Origin of the sequence: Paenibacillus sp. GCM10028914 (assembly GCF_042666275.1) — a bacterium.
Lineage (GTDB): Bacteria > Bacillota > Bacilli > Paenibacillales > Paenibacillaceae > Paenibacillus_AQ.
Map to the genome: position 1 here is coordinate 617,146 of NZ_JBHTFO010000018.1, position 18,519 is coordinate 635,664.

An 18,519-nucleotide genomic window follows, 5' to 3' on the forward strand; every position below is an offset into this window, starting at 1 on the left:
CTACGTCATGATAGTCAATGTACTTTATTTTACAATATTAATGTTTTCTTTCAAAAACATCGGAAATATATTCAGACGAGCAGCGTATTCCAAATACAATACGTTGTCGGGTTCGGAGCTGGTTCCACCGGTCTCCTTACTCGTTCCATCGTATAACGAGGAACTGACTATTATTGAAAATGTTCGTTGTCTAATGACATTAAACTATCCAACGTATGAAGTTATTGTAATCAACGATGGATCTTCAGATGAAACACTGGACGTACTAATCAAGGAATACGGACTAAAGCGTGTCTCAAATCCCGAGTTTAGAGGGAAGATTAATACGAAAAAAGTCCGTGGTGTTTACCATAATGAAGAGTTTCCAAACCTGCTCGTTATCGATAAAGAGAATGGTGGTAAGGCGGACTCTCTAAACGCGGGAATAAATATGTCTCGTTATCCTTTGATCTCATCTATTGATGCAGATTCCTTGCTCGAGAAAGATGCACTCATTCGTATGGCGCGGATGTACATGGAGAACCCCGAAGAAACTGTAGCTATTGGTGGAGATGTACGAATTGCAAATGGCTGTGTGATCGAGAATGGAGCGGTGAAGAATGTATCTTTGCCGCGACGGATCTGGCCAATGTTCCAATCCATTGAGTATTTAAAAGCATTTCTCGGGGGGCGGATTGGTTGGAGTCACATCAATGGTCTCATTATCGTCTCCGGTGCATTCGGATTGTTTCGTAAGGATTATGTCATTGCCGTCGGTGGTTACCGGGGTGGATATCCCGGAGAAGATATGAACATCATTATCAAGCTGCATCGATATATGCTTGAGAATAAAATCCCTTACAAAATTGCGTTCTGCCCAGAGGCGGTTTGTTGGACACAGGCACCGGACAGCTATCAGATCTTGTCCAACCAACGGAAGCGTTGGGGCCGGGGGAACCTGAAGAACATGATCGAGAATCGCGATCTGGTGTTCAATCCCAAGTTCAAAACAATGGGAATGCTGACTATGCCTTATAACGTTATTTTTGAAGCTTTAAACCCTTACTTTAGAATCACGGGCCTACTGGCTCTGTTAGGATATGTTTTGCTGGATATGACCAATTGGCAGATTCTTGTTGTGTTCGGACTGGTGAACCTTCTGAGCGGATACTTACTTAGTGTTGGGGCGCTCATATTGGAGGAAATAGCCTTCCGTCGATATAACAAGCTGTCTGATTTGGTGAAAATGCTCTTCTTCTCAGCACTCAAGTTTGTTGGATATCATCAACTGGGTGTGCTGTGGAGGGTACAGGGCCATATTCAATACCTTCAGAACAACAATTCCTGGGGAACGATGACCCGACAGAGCTGGAAAGATAAGAATGAGGCCGCCTAGCATCTTGGCCCGTATGATTTCTTCTATTATTTATTCATTATGAGAAAGGTGGATTTGATCATGTCTCAAACCGCAACATTGCAAAGAGAGCAGAGTACGGAGCTTTACACGCTTTTAGAACAAGAAGTACGGAAAGACCCGAATGGGACGTGTGCCCTCCTATTTCTATTCTGCGCCGGAAACTCACCAGGTCTTGAAGACCAGGTGAAGGGATTTTTCAATCCTATATCTGGTTCGCAGGCTGAGGTCCGGAAGGATCCGGTTACTAACACATTGGCTGTCATTCTTCCGGGTATGACGCTTGATGCTGCCCATTACCAGGCTCTGCTGCTAAAGCAGCTTTTACTTGATATAAATGAGAATGCCGATCCAAGGATCACGCTTTCATTGCTTACGGATGCACCTTCTCCGAAGATGCTTAAACAGATGGCAGAGGCAACTCGTTTGAGCACATCTTCAGACATTCAGATTGTTTCTGAGGACGAAGCGGGGACGGATTCTAGTCGTATCCTCATTGTTGATAATGATGCGACGGTACGTGAGTTTTTGCAGATTCGACTAGCCATGCAGGGGTATGAAACGCTGGAGGCAGTTGATGGCTTGGAGGCGCTGGAGATGATCCCGAAATGGGAGCCGGACTTGGTACTGACAGAACTGAATCTGTACGGTATTGATGGTATTCCGTTCATTCATCACATTCAGCAACTTGATGTGAAAGCACCACCGAAAATTGTTGTACTGACAGAGAAACGTGTTGAGAAAACGATTAGCCAATGTTTCCAGAAGGGCGTGCATGATTATGTGACAAAGCCGTTCTCACCAGTGGAGCTAGATGCTCGCATCCGACGCTGCCTTCACTAAATAATTAAACTTTTGGATTTATTAGCTTCTTAAGACAATACACCGATGGAGGTAGATATTAATGAACGAGGAATTCGAAACATTATTAGACGCAATTGAAACGAAAAAGGCAGTTTTGGGTGTTGTTGGACTTGGTTATGTAGGCCTTCCACTAGCTGTGGAAATGGTCAAGCAAGGTTTTACTGTAGTAGGAATTGATCTGGATGCTAGTAAAATCGACCGTATTTACCGCGGCGATTCGTATATTTCCGATATTTCTTCTGATGAATTGGCTGCATGCATGCAAACAGGCCGATTCAAGCCGACTACGGATTACAGCATGATTGCTGTCATTGATGCAATTAGCATCTGTGTTCCGACTCCACTGAGTGAGAATCAGGATCCAGATACTTCTTATATCACGATGGTTGTAGATCAGCTCAAGCGCTTTATGAAGCCACGGCTATTGATTACTCTGGAGAGCACGACTTATCCAGGTACTACGGAAGAACTTATCCAAACGGAAATTGAGGCGCTTGGCTATGAAGCGGGAAAAGACTTCTTCCTATGCTTCTCCCCAGAGCGTGTCGATCCATCGAACAGCCGGTTTAATACACGTAACACGCCGAAAGTCATCGGCGGAACAACTGAAGCATGCTTGAAGCTTGGTGCGGCTTTGTATAAAGAGTATGTGGATACGGTTGTGCCTGTCAGCTCACCAAAAGTAGCGGAAATGTCCAAGCTTCTCGAGAACACGTTCCGAAGTGTCAACATTGCTTTTGTTAATGAGATGGCAATGATGTGCGACCGGATGGGAATCGATGTATGGGAAGTAATTGATGCTGCAGCGACAAAACCTTTCGGTTTCATGCCTTTCTATCCGGGCCCAGGGATCGGAGGTCACTGCATTCCGCTTGATCCAATGTACTTATCCTGGAAAGCGAAGGGATTCCGTTTCTATAGTAAATTCATCGAGTTGGCTCAATCGACCAATGATAATATGCCATACTATGTAATTACCAAAACAGCAACGATTCTGAACGAATATGCGAAATCTATTAAACGTTCGAATATTCTACTCCTCGGAATGGCTTACAAGCCGGATATTAGCGATTTGAGAGAGTCACCTGGACTTGAAGTATATGAGCAATTTAAAGAGAACGGTGCTAACGTAGATTACTATGATCCACATGCTCATAGCTTTGCGGACAAGAATGGTAATACCGTTCATAGCGTTGAATATGATATCAACAAATTCCGTAAATATGATTGCATGGTTCTCATTACGAACCACAGCAGTCTGGATTACAGCTTGATTGCATCGATGGGTGTACCGATCCTGGATACCCGAAATGCATTTAACAACTATGCTAAGCCACATATTTATAAAATCGGTCACTCGGTCCAGCATGTTGCTGAGCCAGGTGAAGCGGTGCTAGTTTAAGCAGAAATGGAGGAGAAAAATGAGGCAACTGTTAGCAAAGGCTAAGTTCTACATCATTGCTGTCATCATCTGTCTTTTGCTGATCATTTTTCTTCTTCCATCCAAGCCTATGAATGAGAATAAAGCGACATGGCTGTGGGACACCGATATTATCCGTAATGAAGCTGCAGAAATTCTGGATTTCGGTAGGAAAGAAGGCATCACCACCATTTTCCTGCAAATTCAAGATAGAGTTCCTGCTGCGGATTATCGCCAGTTTATTCGGTCGGCAAGTGAAGCGAATATTGCTGTTCATGCCTTGGGCGGAGAACCGGAATGGGCTTATGCGGATCAACGGAAAGAAGGAGAACAATTGTTGTCCTGGCTCCGTGAATACAATACCACTTCTGCTCCAGAGGAACGGTTTCAAGGTATTCAACTGGATGTAGAACCATATGTATTGAGACGTTGGAAGCGTGAGCAGGAGAAGGTTGTTCAGGAATGGAGCAGGAATATGGAAGCTTGGGTACAGGATGCGAGGCTTCAGGGTCTTAGTGTCAGTGCTGCGGTTCCTTTCTGGCTGGATTCAATTCCTGGTCCGGATGGCACGGGTAGTTTCAGCCGCTGGATGCTAGAGCAAGCTGATGCTGTTGCAGTCATGTCGTATCGGGATGATGGTGAGCAAATGTATGAGTTATCCCGGGAAGAGTTGGAGCAGGCGGATGAGCTTGGCAAGTCTGTCTGGATCGGCATGGAACTTGGAGATACCGAAGAAGGAGAGCATTTAACCTTCCATGGCAAAAGTGAAAAAGTTATGAATGACGAAGCGAAGCGAGCAGCCAAACTAGGGACGGAGCATGAGTCGTTTGCGGGTCTTGCGATCCACCACTATCAAGTTTGGCATCGAAAAATAACAGCTAAAACAGATGGAAATGCTACCAATTAGTAGATACAAATAAAAAAGCAGTGCCCGTCATGGGTGCTGCTTTTTTGTTATCCAATTGATGATATTATAAATTTGAAATAGTAGTTGTCAGTAATTTGTTATAATAGATACATATATGTCTAGTTCGAGCGACAAAGATTAGTAGATTATTGTTTGGAATAGAAAGGGGTAACATTAGTGATCTTACATAAAGGAGAAGTTTTGTTCCGTCAAGGGGACAGTGGAGAATTTTTATATCATATTAAAAGCGGACTGTTTAAGGTAACAAGGCTACATGAGAACGGAAATATTGTTCTGTTTAATATATTATACCCAGGTGAAACAGTGCCTCACCATTCACTCATTAGTCCGAAGGAGACTCATGGTACAGCAACAGCTGTCATTCGCAGTGAAGTCGAGATGATTTCGGCTAAAGATTGGTATCGTGAGCTTAAAGAGAACCCTGAAAAACCGCTGGAGGTAGCTAGGCTTCTTCAGGAGAAGGTAAGATTTATGCAGATGCGCCTTGACCATCTAACGGTGGGCACACCTGCCGAACGTCTGGAGTTGTTAACTAAATGGATGAATGATTATTCACAGGGAATGCATTTAGCGGAGTTTTTGACTCAGGAAGAGATCGGCCAGCTTATCGGAGTACGGCGTGAGACTGTAAACCGACTGTTAAGAGGACAGTGAAGAGAGTTTCTACAATCGATTCTTAGAAAGCATGTAGATGAGAATAGAATCCGAGTTAAAAAAAGGGATACTTATCCTGTATGAGGATAGGTATCCCTTTGCTGATATACGAGCTATATTTAAGCTTCCAAAGATCCAGCAGGACCGAAAAATTCATAATGAATTTGCTCGTCTGACAACCCTAGAGCCTTCAAGTCTTTGTAGACTGCTGACATAAATGGTTGAGGTCCGCAGAAATAACAGTCGGATTGTGGATCTACCTTATCACGTAAGAAAGAAAGGTCAATATATCCTTGCTTATGGCAAGCTTCCCCTTCTTGAGGGCATTCGTAGACAACATAGGAGTTCAATTGTTTATGATCGGAAGCGAGCTGCTCAACATGCTCTTTCATCGCGTGATAGCTACCATCGATAGCCGCATGAATGTAGGTTACTGGTCGCTGAGGCTGACTCGACAAAACCGATTCAAGCATGCTGATCATTGGAGTTAGACCTACGCCACCACTGATAAGAACTAGAGGCTTTTCATTCTCCTGATCCAGAGTAAATGTTCCAGCAGGAGCAGTTAATTCTAGGACGGTTCCAACTTCAGCGTGGTTGTGAAGCCATGTCGAGACTATTCCAGCAGGTTTGTTCTCAGCAAGATCTTCACGCTTTACGCTGATTTTGTAATAAGGTTGTCCAGGTGCTGTGGAAAGAGTGTAATGACGAATATGATAGTACTGCTCACCCTCAGGTTTTACACGAAGAGTAATATACTGCCCCGGTTTATATTGAGAAATGGCTTGACCATCTTCAGGTTTTAAATAGAAGGAAGTGATAACGCTGCTTTCTTTCACTTTACGGTCAACGATGAAGTTACGGAAACCTCTCCAACCACCAGGAGTTGATTCAGCAGTGTTATACATATCTTCTTCAACACTGATAAATACTTCTGCAATGACCTGGTAAGCTTTAGCCCATGCGTCAATAATTTCAGGTGTTGCAGCTTCTCCTAGTACTTCCTTAATAGCTGCAAGTAGAGTTTCACCTACAATTGGATAATGTTCAGGAAGGATATTTAATGCACGGTGTTTTTCCCCAATTTGTTTGACGACAGGTAATATATTTTCTAAACGGTCAATGTTGGCTGCTGCAGCATAAACAGCTCCTGCAAGTGCAGCTGGTTGTTTGCCTTGGCGCTGGTTCGCATGATTAAAGATATTTAAAAGCTCGGGATGATGTTGAAATAATTTTTGGTAAAATACAGTAGTTATTGTTTTCCCATGGACCTCCAAAACAGGAACCGTGGATTTGATAATTTGGATGGTTTGTGAGTCTAGCATATAAATTCCCTCTTTCCGAAAATGCTGTTTGCTTTACGTAATTAAGTATATCTTTAGATTAAGATTAGCCATTGTGATTTTGATCACAGTGCATATTTCGGAATTATGAACATATATATCATTCCAACAAGTTCGAGTCGTACAAAGTTAGGATAACCAAAAATTTACATTAATTACAAGTAAGCTGTTTAGTTAACAATGAAATTGTGTTATAATATATTTAGCACAGATTGAACGGAAGGTGATTTTACCGGTGAATCCCTTCATCATGTTCATTCAATTAACTACTACAAATTAACTAAACAAGAAAGGATCAGGATACCATGTGTCCCCGAAGGACGAATCCCCAAAGGACGATTTGGAAACGTTATGATCTCTCATACACATAGCTTCCTACGTAGAGCAAAGTCGGACGTCTAAAGACAAGGACAGCCTCTGCGAAAGGAAGGAAGCTTTGATGCGAAGGATGAACTCCTCAAGGGTACCTTTTCGTGGAGGTTGGTCTATGTTTGACCAATCTACAACGACAAGAGGGAGCCTGTATGAGGACAAGAAAAGACATCATTATGATGATGCACACCATGTTAGCAATGTTATTTGGAACTTTTTTACTAGCGTTTACTTATTATCACATTAATTTTCAGAACCATTTATCGGAAGGCGGATTTATGGGGCTGGCCTTACTCGGCAAATATACTTTAGATATTCCACCAGCACTTAGTATGATCTTAATGGACATTCCGGTGCTTGTGATCGCCTGGTTTTTAAAAGGTCGAAAGTTTATCATTAATACAGTGATTGCTTCCGGCATGTTTTCATTCTTTTACGCAATGATGGAGCTTTATTCTCCTCTGGTTATTGATCTAAACCATAACTTGCTAGTAGCCGCTATTCTATCGGGGATACTTACTGGTTTTGGAGCAGGGATCGTTCTTCGCTACGGCGGAGCAACGGGTGGAGATGATGCAATATCCGTATTGGTTAGTGAGTGGAGTGGACTTAAGGTAGGTACAGTCTTTTTCCTGATGGATGCCATTGTACTTCTGCTGTCGCTGTTTTACATGCCGCTAATTGAAACGTTGTATACAATACTCGCCGTATCCATTGCTGGACAGATGATTACGATTACGGCAACGTATGGTCTAGTCAAGAAACCAGCACTTGTACAGCGAAATAAGGTTCATCAGACAGCACCGCAATCTGTAGGAACCCGTTAATATTATTACGAAAAGCTCGCCCGGGTCAGGGCGAGCTTTTTTAGTATTCCGCATGAATATGGCGGTTAAGACTTGTGCTCACTATGATTCGGATGGTTGTCAGCCCATTCTTCGGCTTTGGATGTAGCAATGGCAATTGCACGGCCTTCTTCATATTTTTCATCTAATAGAGCATTGGCGATTTCAATCGCTTTGTTCCGTACGCGAGGTTCTAGATATTTCATAGATTGTGGGTAGTCATTTTTATCCCATGGCATAATAAATCCCTCCTGAATATAGTGTTGTGTACGTTTTATTACCCGCTTTCATTATTTTCAATCGAAAAACAGCCCTCCAAGGGGAGGGCTGTTCTAATATATTATTGAAATAACTGTAAATACTCGCCGTATCCTTCACTCTCCATATCCTCTTTAGGAACAAATCTAAGAGCGGCGGAGTTAATGCAGTAACGGAGTCCGTTTGGACCAGGACCATCGTCAAATACATGTCCCAGATGGGAATCAGCTTGTTTGCTGCGGACTTCTGTACGAATCATCATGTGACTTAGGTCCGTTTTCTCCTTAATATTATATTCCCGTATTGGACGAGTAAAGCTTGGCCAACCACAACCAGCGTCGTATTTATCCAGAGAGCTGAAGAGAGGCTCGCCTGAAACGATATCTACATAGATACCCTCGCCTTGATGATCCCAAAAATCATTACGGAAAGGAGGTTCAGTTGCATTGTTCTGGGTCACTTCGTATTGAAGTGGCGTTAGACGCGATTTAAGTTCCTGTTTATCGATTGTAGAAGACCAGTGGTTTTCTATGAAATCCTCACGTCCAGAGCCTTTACGATAACGCTTGTAGTGAGATGGATTTTTCTTATGATAGCCTTGATGGTACTCCTCAGCCTCATAGAATTCACTTGCTGGAATAATAGCGGTAACGATTGGTTTATCAAATCGACCACTTGCTTCAAGATCCTGCTTGGATGCTTCGGCCTGCAGCTTTTGCTCTTCCGTATGATAAAAAATTGCAGTGCGGTATGAGCTTCCGCGATCATGGAACTGTCCACCTGCATCAGTCGGATCAATCTGTTGCCAGAAAAGCTCCAACAGTTTCGTATAAGGAAATATATTGGGGTTAAATGTTATCTGTACGGCTTCGTAATGGCCTGTCGTATTTGAACAAACCTCTTCATAAGTCGGGTTTTGTGTATGACCTCCAGTATAACCGGAAACGACCTTGAGAATGCCGGGCATCTCTTCAAAAGGAGAGACCATACACCAGAAGCACCCTCCCGCAAATGTTGCTAGCTCTGTTGTATTAGATAGACTATTATTCATGATATCCCTCCATAGTTAAAGATGAAATGGTTACAATATTCATTATAAAGCATTTTACCTCTGTATCCAAAAATATCATCGAATGCGTTTTTTTTGTTGAATGATTCGGTAGATCAAAAAAGCAATGATGGCCGCACCTATAAAGGTGATAAAGGCGATCGAAATCTGAAGCGGATTGTTAGCCAAGCCATTTCCAAGAAAGGCATACACAATAATTGCGGGGATTTTACCTAGCCCTGAGGCAGCGGTATAAGTCCAGAACGGGATCATGGCTACTCCAGCATACACATTCACTGCCATTTGAGGAACAATGGGCAGAAGGCGTGCGATAACAATGGCTTTAAATGGATGTCTCTCCACAGCCAATGTAAAAGAATCTAGAAAACGGAACTTGGATAGAAACGTTCTGCCTGGTTCCCGGTATACACTAGCGGCGGCACCATAGATAATGATTGCGGCAACAGTTGTACCCAGCCAAGCGATTGAAGCTCCCCAGAAAGTACCATAGGTATAACCTAATACGGCGATCACTGCTTTGTAAGGGAGAATGGGTAGTAATGCGAGCAAGGTGGCTAGGATAAGAAGTAGTGTTAGGGAATCATTACTTTCAAGCCAACTGAATATTTCGTTTCTATAAATAAACGCAAAAGACAGGGCGATTATATATACGACAGGTGTAATCCATTTTTTCATACGAAATCCTTTCCGTTCTCTATGCGGTTGATATTATAAGCTTTATCATAGCAAAATTAGCCACGGCTTGCTTGTGCAGGAAATAATAGTTAGCCAAGCGGATTAACCTTATGATATAATGTGTCCAACCGAATATTTCCCAAAGGGGAGTAGCTCCAGCAGTAAAGTCGTCATTACGGGATCATTACCAATCCCCGGCTTTATTGGCAACAAGTATAGTTGTTAGCGAGACCTTTGCCTGTGTTTAAATAAGGTAAAGGTCTTTTTATGTGTCCAAAAAAGCGCCGTTTACCTTATTTAGGGACGGCGCTTTTTTCATGGGATGGAGGTCATCGGGAAGAGGAAAGATAAAAGAAAATAAAGAAAGGTGGAGAAAGCATGGATATTATGACTATTGAGTTCTGGATGGCTCTTCTGTCGATTATCGTTATTGACCTCGTTCTTGCTGGGGACAATGCGATTGTTATCGGACTTGCTGCACGTAATGTCCAAAAAGAAGACCAGAAAAAAGTTATCATCTGGGGTACTGTTGGCGCAATTATAATCCGCATTGTTGCCACGCTTCTGGTTGCTAAGCTTTTGATGATTCCGGGCTTAAGATTGGTCGGAGGTCTGGCATTGTTGTGGATTGCCTACAAATTGCTGGTGGATGAGAAGAAACACGAAATATCAGCAGGCAGTCAGATGTGGGCTGCAATCCGTACAATTATTATTGCAGATGCAATGATGGGGCTAGATAATGTTCTTGCAGTAGCAGGCGCAGCAGAAGGAGACTTTATGCTCGTCATTATCGGTTTAGCGATTTCGGTACCGATTATGGTGTGGGGAAGTACACTTATTCTGAAGTTAACGGATAAGTATCCAATCGTTATTACGATTGGGGCAGCTGTACTGACATGGACGGCTTCGAAAATGATCGTGGAAGAGCCGCTTATTCACAGCTGGTTTGCAAATTCAATCGTGAAATACGGATTTGAACTGATTGTTGTGGTTATCGTCATCGCTATCGGGACATGGGTTAAGAAAAAGAACGATGAAAGAGCGAAACACAATCCTACTCAGATTAAAATGGTGGACTAGGAATTATTTTTTTATTTTATTCATAAAGAAGGTATAATGGCTTCATGAAAAGAGGAAGGTAACTTGCAGTACCTCCCTCAGCATGAGGAGGAGAAAACGTATGGAATCTGCGGACAAATCCGTAGAAGAGCGGATTGTGGAAAGTTACAGGCAAGATGAGGATATGATGATTCTCGTCTTTGCGCAGTGGTGTGTTAATCATGGAATGGATCCTGTCGAATTGTATAAGAAGGCTTATCCCGACCAGATGGAGAATGAGTCTTTGGCACGTGTGATTCAATTGACCGTACCTAAAGAAGAGGCAGGAGATATCCCGGATCAGACACTTCTTGGTGTACTTTCTTTATTTGGCAATGATGATCTTGCAATGGTAGTAGTGGACGCGATTAGCTTGCGTGATCAGGCCAAACGTAATCCTAACGAATAGGTCTTCAGCACTTATACTTAAAAAGAACAAAGCCCCTGGATCTCATATCCAGGGGCTTTGCGTTGTTCTGTATACATTATAAGTTCATGGAATATTATCTACATGGAAGTTCTGTTTGTAATTCGGAATTGTTTAGGAGAGATACCGAATCGTGAACGGAAAACTCTGTGAAAATATGTATAGTTAGCAAATCCCGATGTTTCAGCCACATCCTCAAGTGACATGGCGCTGAAAATAATTCTTTCACGGGCCATATCGAGACGAACCTCTAGAGTATACTGCATAATTGTTGTGCCGAATGCCTCCTTGAAGAGATGCACTGCACGCGACACACTAATATCGACATGAGCCGCCACATCTTCCAGCTTGAAGTTAGATGAGGCGTTCTCTTCAATGTAATTTTTCATGCGATGTGCAAGATATAGTTTGGGTGTGGTGGTTGGCTGCTCAGAGAGTAGTCGATCCACTTCAAGACAAAGTACCCGGAGCGTATAGTCTGAAATTTCTGGACAAGGATTGGATAATCGGCGCTGCTCCATTACAAGCTGACGAAACAGCCCAATATGTCTCTCATCAAGAGGAATTCGCATACGCGTAGGACGTTTTCGTGAATTCCACCAAGAATCCGCCCAAGGACCTTTAAAGAAAATGTGGTAATCTCCGCTTTCTACAGTTAATTCTCCTTGTTTGTTTATTTCGTCGTCGATCTTAAGTTCATAGGGCTGCCCTGGGCTGAATATAAGCAGGTCTCCCGGTTCAATAAGCGATAACTTGTCGTCGATTCGTGCTCGGCAGCGACCGTCTGTTTGTAGCCGCATCAAATAGGTATCAAAACCATTTAACATGGTCATTTCAAAAGGTTTTCGGTGAAACGAGAAATTGGCTGCCATAACATGGTTGGAAATGTCTGCATGCATTGGTGCGTCCCCTTTAAACAAAAAAATTATGACCAGATTGTTCATGTTTTGATCATATAATTCATTTTAATTGAAATCATTTCGGAATACCATTGAACTAGTTACATTAAGCAATCAACCCAAGTATGACAAACAGCACAAAAGCATCCTCTGCCCGCTGTCGTATTCCAGTGGTGCCTATAGAGGACGAAACAGAAATGGGGGGACAGCCTGCTTAGTAACAGAGATAAATGAGCAAACTGTATACACAACTAGGCATATAACTATCCCATGTTTTAATGAATACTTAAGTAATAGTGAACTTATAAGAATACTTACTAACTATTGAACCGGAGGGATCGTATGAAACTCGGAGTATTTATGGTACTACTAAGCGGTCGTAAATTGGAAGATGCACTTGATTATGTTGCTTCAAAAGGTCTAAAAGCAGTGGAAATTGGTACAGGGGGATTCCCTGGCAATGCCCATTGTAATCCGGCAGAATTGCTTGAGAATGAAACAGCACTTAAGAACTTTAAGAATGCGGTTGAGTCACGTGGTCTGATCATCAGTGCTTTAAGCTGCCACGGTAACCCGTTGCATCCACAAAAGCAAATTGCTAAGGAATATCATGATGTGTATGTAAAAACAGTCGAATTGGCTGAAAAACTTGAAGTTCCTGTTGTAAACACATTCTCAGGCTGCCCAGGTGATCATGAGGATGCTAAGTATCCGAACTGGCCTGTAGCTCCATGGCCAAATGATTTCCAAGAGATCCTGACTTGGCAATGGGACAACAAGGTCATTCCTTATTGGACAGAGTGGGGAAAATACGCAGCAGATCGCGGTGTAAAGATTGGTCTTGAGCTTCACGGCGGATTTTCGGTCCATACACCTGCTACACTGCTTCGTTTACGTGAGGCTGCTGGAGAGGTAATCGGTGCAAACCTTGATCCGAGTCACATGTGGTGGCAAGGTATTGATCCGGTACAAGCTATTCAAATTTTGGGACGTGAAGGAGCGATTCATCACTTCCACGCAAAAGATACGGTCATTGATCCTGTGAACGTGAATAAATATGGTGTTACGGATATGCAATCTTACACGAATATGATGGATCGTGCATGGCAGTTCCGCAGCGTAGGTTATGGCCATGATTTAAAAGCTTGGGCTGATATGATGAGCGCTCTGCGCCTTGTTGGTTATGATTATGTTGTAAGTATCGAACATGAAGACGGTCTGATGTCTGTTGAAGAAGGCTTCTCGAAAGCTGTTCAGAACCTGCAGCAAGTGTTGATTGAAGAGCCGCTTGGAGATATGTGGTGGGTGTAAATTAGAAACCGCTTGGACTTGTACAACTTAGGGGGACTCAAATAACATGTATAATGTAACGATCTGGAACGAATTTGTTCATGAGAAAGTTCATGACGAGGTCAAAGCAGTTTATCCAGAAGGGATACACAAGGCACTGCAACAAGGGCTGGATAGTCCAGATTTCACCATTCGAACAGCAACTCTTGATGAGCCAGAACATGGTTTAACGGATGAAGTCTTGAACTTGACTGATGTTCTTCTGTGGTGGGGTCATATGGCTCATGACCGTGTTGAAGATGAGATTGTAAACAAGGTAGTACAACGAGTGCAAGAAGGTATGGGTCTGATTGTGCTTCACTCGGGGCATTTCTCTAAACCGTTTAAAAAGCTTATGGGTACAAGTTGTGATTTGAAATGGCGCGAAGCGGGAGAACAGGAAATATTGTGGTCTGTAAATCCTACACATCCGATTACGGATGGAGTGAATAGTCAAATCATTCTTGAGCATGAAGAGATGTACGGCGAATTTTTCGATATTCCGACACCGGATGAATTGATCTTTGTCAGCAATTTTGAAGGTGGGGAAGTATTCCGAAGCGGCTGTACCTTTACTCGCGGACAAGGGAAAATATTCTACTTCCGCCCAGGACATGAGACGTATCCGACATACTATAACCCTGAAATTCTAAAAGTTATATCTAACGGTATCCGGTGGGCAGCGCTTAATTCTTATGCAATTAAACCTGTTTACGGAAACAGTCAACCGGTCCGTCCTTTGAAAGTTCTCGCATAAATGTATCTAAGAAGGTCGTTCTAGGGTTTATCCTTAGGCGACCTTCTTCTCGTTAAATAACATGCCAGTTGTATTTTATAGAAAATGATCACTTCAAGCATAAAAGGGCATCATAATAGGCAAAATGGATGTGTTCACAATTAGATTTTGACTATTTCCATAAGGAATATCACAAATGAAGAGACAAATGGTTTTCAGTTTCGCAAATATATGCTATTATGATATGTACTAACGAATTGTAAGTTTTGATTAATCACAAGTAGGTAGTGACTCTGTAAAGAGGTGAAATGATATGGAAGTTACTAATCTTTGTTTATGTCCCAGGTTTGAGTCTGCGTTCGCTTTTCTCGGAAAGCGTTGGAACGGACTTATTATCCAGACTTTGATGAGCGGCCCGAAGCGTTTTAAGGATATTTCAAACTTCATTCCTTCTATGAGCGATAAAATGCTATCCGAAAGAATGAAGGATTTGGAAAGTGAAGGGATATTAATCCGTCATGTCTATCCTGAAACGCCCGTTCGGATTGAATACGAGCTCACTGAGAAAGGGAAAGCTTTAAAACCCGTAATGGAACAGATTTCAAACTGGGCTGAACAATGGGTTGATTAAGAAAAGAATGTTACAAAAAGGCCCTCGTCTAAAGTTTATACTTTGGAAGAGGGCTTTTTTTGACTTTTTAAGAATGTGGACTTGCACTAAAACCTGTCTTGTATAGTATAATTGGAAAAATAAACCTGAATCACGCTAGGAGGCGAATCTATATGAAAGATACGGTTAAACTGCCGCACATTCATTATGGACAAGAGGAAGCCGCCGAGCTGGAGAGAGCTTCGTTAAAAGTTCAGCATATTTTTGATAAGACTCAGATTTTTCTGAATCAATACATGCCGCTTTCATTATGGAGTGCTCTTACAGGGATAGAGCGTGATTCGGAAGAACATGAGCTTTGGGGGAGTAATCTGGAAAGCGATATCTTTCAGATATGGATTCAGAGTCCAAAGGGTTGGAAATGTATTGGATTTGAAAGACATAGCCCACCGTCCCTGCAGGATAATACATTGGAACAAGATCTGTCTGTGAATAGTGCTGAAATGAATTTATGTCACAATAAAGGAATTCCGGGCAGGATGCTTCAAATGGTTATATGGTCACTCTTTGAGAAAATCCGGCTGTTGAAACCTTTTTTAGGCGATGATCCATTTTTTACTGAAGAAGAGATGGATGTTATTTCTAATTATTTTGTACCTACTTACTTAAGTCCGATGCCTTTGAAAGAAAGAGGAAAGAACTTTAAGATTATTCAAACAAGGATCCCTCTTTATCAAGAACATATTTCAGCACCTTCACTTGTTATTCAATCGGAAGATGTCATTGTGACTGGGAATTGGATGACAGGGGTGGATTTAAACTCGAACGGATTTACTGGGCTTCGTCCATATTTAAAAGTTCCACAAGGTGAACGAAATTACATGAAGGCTTTAATTGTATAAATAATGAATAGGCAGCGCGTGCTGTCTATTCTTTTTTGTATATTTTTTTAAGTTTTAATGAACATTTATTGTGAAATCATTCACATTTACTGTGAACACAATCACAATATGTATTAAATTTAAAATATATAATAAGAGCGTAAAGCAAGTAAAAGGAAATTTCTATTTGAAAACATTACAAATCTGAACATGAAGGCTATCTTTATACAGAGATTGAACGGATAGGATTTGCCTTTGAAGGAGGAAGCGAATATGGCTGACAAACTAAAACAAAAGCTAGTCGTTATAGGTAATGGAATGGCAGGTATAAGCACAGTAGAGCAAATTATTAAACTAGGCGGCGCGTACGATATTACAGTATTCGGCAGTGAGCCGCACCCGAACTATAACCGAATTATGTTGTCCTATGTTCTGGATGGCAGCAAAACAGTTGATGATATCGTATTAAACGATTGGAATTGGTATAAGGAAAACAATATTACACTACATGTAGGAACAACAGTTACGAAGATTGATGAAGAGAATAAAGTAGTTGTTGCTAATAATGGCCTGACAGTTCCTTATGATCGGGTTATCATTGCTACAGGTTCGAATCCTTTTATCTTACCAGTGCCTGGGAGTGATAAAGAAGGTGTAGTAGGTTTTAGAGATATTGCGGATTGCAATCAGATGCTTGAGGCCGCCAAACGGTACAAGAAAGCTGCAGTTATTGGTGGAGGACTCCTTGGTCTTGAAGCTGCCAAGGGTCTGGTTAACCTAGGTATGGATGTTACGGTTGTCCATTTGATGAATGATTTGATGGAGCGGCAACTCGACCATAATGCTTCATCGATGCTGCAGGCAGAACTGGAAAGCCAAGGGATCAAATTCGCTATGGGCAAGCAGACTGAAGAGCTGCTCGGTGACGAACGAGTTACTGGACTTCGCTTTAAGGATGGAACTGAACTAGAAGCGGAATTTGTCGTTATGGCTGTTGGAATTAAACCGAATGTTGAAGTAGCTAAAGCGAGCGGAATTACAGTTAATCGCGGAATTGTTGTGGATGACTATCTCCGGACATCCATGCATGATGTATATGCTGTTGGTGAGTGCGATGAGCACCGGGGTGTATGCTACGGTCTTGTAGCGCCGTTATTCGAGCAAGGAATGGTGCTTGCCAAGCATCTGTGCGGTGTGGAGACGAAACCGTATGAAGGCTCAATCGTTTCGACGAAGCTGAAAATTAGCGGTGTGGATGTGTTTTCTGCAGGTGAATTTATTGAAGGCCCTGAACATACCGTGATTGCGGCTAAAGATGAGTGGAAGAAGACATACAAAAAAATTCTGCTTAAGGATAACGTGATTGTTGGTGCTGTATTGTTCGGTGATGTAACGGAATCGGCATCGTTACAAAAGCTCATTAAGCAGGAAGCTGTGATGACAGATGAAATATACAGTATGGTTATGGGAACAGGGTGCTGTGGCGGAGGCGCCAAGAAAGTTAACTCTGTCGAGAATATGGCAGACGATGAGATTGTATGCGGATGTAACGGGGTGACAAAGAAGACCATTGTGGATGCAGTGACTAATCAAGGTCTGACCACAGTGGATGAAATTAAAGCATGCACTGGAGCAACGCGTTCTTGCGGCGGGTGTAAACCGATGGTTGAAGAGATCCTGCAATATGTGCTTGGAGACGGTTTTAAAACGGCTACGAAGCAGGGGATTTGCGGATGTACAACACTTAATCGTGATGAAATCGTAGCTGAAATTCGTGCTAAAGGATTAACAACGACTAAGGAAGTCATGAATGTTCTGGAGTGGAGTGAGCCTGAAGGTTGCTCGAAGTGCCGTCCAGCGATCAATTATTATCTTGGCATGATTTACCCAGAGATCTATGAAGATGAGAAGGAATCTCGTTTTGTAAACGAGCGGATGAATGCAAATATTCAGAAAGATGGCACGTATACTGTAGTTCCACGTATGTATGGAGGCGTGACAACACCGGAAGATTTGAAGCGGATTGCGGACATTTCACTTAAATATGATGTTAAGGTAGTGAAGGTGACCGGTGGACAGCGTTTAGATCTGATTGGCGTGAAGAAGGAAGATTTACCTAAAGTATGGGAAGAACTCGATATGCCATCGGGTTATGCTTACGCTAAATCGCTTCGTACGGTGAAAACTTGTGTGGGTGCAGCATTTTGCCGCTTTGGTACACAAGATTCGATGAATGTTGGGGCATTGCTGGAGAAGAAGTTCGAAAGATTAGACTTCCCCGCTAAGTTCAAAATGGCTGTGAATGGTTGTCCACGTAACTGTGCTGAGTCGTGCACGAAGGATATTGGTATTGTTGGTAACGATGGAGGTTGGGAAGTATTCATTGGCGGAAACGGGGGAATCAAACCACGCATTGCAGACTCATTTTGCAAAGTTAGAACCGACGAGGAACTATTTGAAATCTGTGCTGCTGTAATGCAATATTACCGTGAAACAGCTAATTATTTGGAAAGAACCTCGGAATGGGTTGAACGTTTAGGTCTGGACAACATTAAGCAAGTCATCCTTGAGGATCAGAAGGAGCGGAAAGCATTAGTGGATAGAATTGAAGTTGCCCTTCAGCAAGTTGAAGATCCTTGGCAGAAAGTAGTGAATGATCCGAAGATTCGTAGAAACTTGTTCCAGGAAGCTGAGCCTTCAGTAGCAGAGTAAATTTAT

General features: G+C 42.4%; 18 protein-coding genes. 13 read left to right on the forward strand and 5 right to left on the reverse strand.

Annotation, left to right across the window (positions count from 1 at the left end; genetic code table 11):
- Positions 1 to 7: 7 nt before the first annotated feature.
- The 5 genes from ACFQV5_RS23400 to ACFQV5_RS23420 all read left to right on the forward strand — a co-directional run bounded on the left by ACFQV5_RS23400 (position 8) and on the right by ACFQV5_RS23420 (position 5,259).
- Positions 8 to 1,375: a glycosyltransferase family 2 protein gene (locus tag ACFQV5_RS23400; RefSeq protein ID WP_379250525.1), complete on the forward strand. Its 1,368-nt coding sequence runs from the start codon at positions 8 to 10 to the stop codon at positions 1,373 to 1,375.
- A 60-nt stretch (positions 1,376 to 1,435) separates the two neighbouring features.
- Positions 1,436 to 2,236 (forward strand): response regulator transcription factor, encoded by an 801-nt coding sequence (locus ACFQV5_RS23405; RefSeq protein ID WP_379250527.1) that lies wholly within the window; start codon positions 1,436 to 1,438, stop codon positions 2,234 to 2,236.
- A gap of 61 nt (positions 2,237 to 2,297) precedes the next feature.
- Positions 2,298 to 3,659, forward strand: a complete 1,362-nt coding sequence (locus ACFQV5_RS23410; RefSeq protein ID WP_379250529.1) for a nucleotide sugar dehydrogenase — start codon at positions 2,298 to 2,300, stop codon at positions 3,657 to 3,659.
- A gap of 19 nt (positions 3,660 to 3,678) precedes the next feature.
- Entirely contained in the window at positions 3,679 to 4,584 is a 906-nt protein-coding gene (locus ACFQV5_RS23415) for a hypothetical protein (RefSeq protein ID WP_379250531.1), read from the forward strand.
- A 177-nt stretch (positions 4,585 to 4,761) separates the two neighbouring features.
- Complete coding sequence (locus ACFQV5_RS23420; protein ID WP_379250532.1) at positions 4,762 to 5,259, forward strand: Crp/Fnr family transcriptional regulator; 498 nt, start codon at positions 4,762 to 4,764, stop codon at positions 5,257 to 5,259.
- Between the two features lie 119 nt (positions 5,260 to 5,378).
- Here the strand turns inward: ACFQV5_RS23420 and hmpA are convergent, their stop codons facing one another.
- Positions 5,379 to 6,584: an NO-inducible flavohemoprotein gene (gene hmpA, locus ACFQV5_RS23425; RefSeq protein ID WP_379250534.1), complete on the reverse strand. Its 1,206-nt coding sequence runs from the start codon at positions 6,582 to 6,584 to the stop codon at positions 5,379 to 5,381.
- A 542-nt stretch (positions 6,585 to 7,126) separates the two neighbouring features.
- Here hmpA and ACFQV5_RS23430 point away from each other — a divergent pair.
- On the forward strand, positions 7,127 to 7,801 hold the full coding sequence (locus tag ACFQV5_RS23430; RefSeq protein WP_379250536.1) for a YitT family protein: 675 nt from the start codon (positions 7,127 to 7,129) through the stop codon (positions 7,799 to 7,801).
- A gap of 65 nt (positions 7,802 to 7,866) precedes the next feature.
- Here ACFQV5_RS23430 and ACFQV5_RS23435 read toward each other — a convergent pair whose 3' ends face one another.
- From ACFQV5_RS23435 to ACFQV5_RS23445, 3 genes are all read right to left on the reverse strand, one after another.
- Complete coding sequence (locus ACFQV5_RS23435) at positions 7,867 to 8,058, reverse strand: DUF2188 domain-containing protein (RefSeq protein WP_379250538.1); 192 nt, start codon at positions 8,056 to 8,058, stop codon at positions 7,867 to 7,869.
- Between the two features lie 101 nt (positions 8,059 to 8,159).
- Positions 8,160 to 9,128, reverse strand: coding sequence for a peptide-methionine (S)-S-oxide reductase MsrA (msrA, locus tag ACFQV5_RS23440; protein ID WP_379250540.1), 969 nt, complete (start codon positions 9,126 to 9,128; stop codon positions 8,160 to 8,162).
- A gap of 75 nt (positions 9,129 to 9,203) precedes the next feature.
- A complete protein-coding gene (locus ACFQV5_RS23445) occupies positions 9,204 to 9,821 on the reverse strand; it encodes a TVP38/TMEM64 family protein (protein ID WP_379250542.1) in 618 nt (205 codons plus the stop codon).
- 378 nt (positions 9,822 to 10,199) lie between these two features.
- On the opposite strand from ACFQV5_RS23445, the gene ACFQV5_RS23450 reads away from it, so the two are divergent.
- Both ACFQV5_RS23450 and ACFQV5_RS23455 read left to right on the forward strand, forming a co-directional pair.
- Positions 10,200 to 10,901, forward strand: coding sequence for a TerC family protein (locus ACFQV5_RS23450; protein WP_379250544.1), 702 nt, complete (start codon positions 10,200 to 10,202; stop codon positions 10,899 to 10,901).
- A 100-nt stretch (positions 10,902 to 11,001) separates the two neighbouring features.
- On the forward strand, positions 11,002 to 11,328 hold the full coding sequence (locus tag ACFQV5_RS23455; protein WP_379250546.1) for a hypothetical protein: 327 nt from the start codon (positions 11,002 to 11,004) through the stop codon (positions 11,326 to 11,328).
- A gap of 98 nt (positions 11,329 to 11,426) precedes the next feature.
- Here the strand turns inward: ACFQV5_RS23455 and ACFQV5_RS23460 are convergent, their stop codons facing one another.
- Positions 11,427 to 12,245, reverse strand: coding sequence for an AraC family transcriptional regulator (locus tag ACFQV5_RS23460; protein ID WP_379250547.1), 819 nt, complete (start codon positions 12,243 to 12,245; stop codon positions 11,427 to 11,429).
- Positions 12,246 to 12,587: 342 nt separating this feature from the next.
- On the opposite strand from ACFQV5_RS23460, the gene ACFQV5_RS23465 reads away from it, so the two are divergent.
- The 5 genes from ACFQV5_RS23465 (at position 12,588) to nirB (ending at position 18,513) form a co-directional block, all read left to right on the forward strand.
- Positions 12,588 to 13,556 (forward strand): sugar phosphate isomerase/epimerase family protein, encoded by a 969-nt coding sequence (locus tag ACFQV5_RS23465; protein WP_379250549.1) that lies wholly within the window; start codon positions 12,588 to 12,590, stop codon positions 13,554 to 13,556.
- A gap of 46 nt (positions 13,557 to 13,602) precedes the next feature.
- Positions 13,603 to 14,331, forward strand: coding sequence for a ThuA domain-containing protein (locus ACFQV5_RS23470; protein ID WP_379250551.1), 729 nt, complete (start codon positions 13,603 to 13,605; stop codon positions 14,329 to 14,331).
- Positions 14,332 to 14,623: 292 nt separating this feature from the next.
- Positions 14,624 to 14,941, forward strand: a complete 318-nt coding sequence (locus ACFQV5_RS23475; protein ID WP_379250553.1) for a winged helix-turn-helix transcriptional regulator — start codon at positions 14,624 to 14,626, stop codon at positions 14,939 to 14,941.
- 152 nt (positions 14,942 to 15,093) lie between these two features.
- Positions 15,094 to 15,822, forward strand: a complete 729-nt coding sequence (locus tag ACFQV5_RS23480) for a hypothetical protein (protein WP_379250554.1) — start codon at positions 15,094 to 15,096, stop codon at positions 15,820 to 15,822.
- 252 nt (positions 15,823 to 16,074) lie between these two features.
- A complete protein-coding gene (gene nirB / locus ACFQV5_RS23485; protein WP_379250556.1) occupies positions 16,075 to 18,513 on the forward strand; it encodes a nitrite reductase large subunit NirB in 2,439 nt (812 codons plus the stop codon).
- Positions 18,514 to 18,519: the final 6 nt, after the last annotated feature.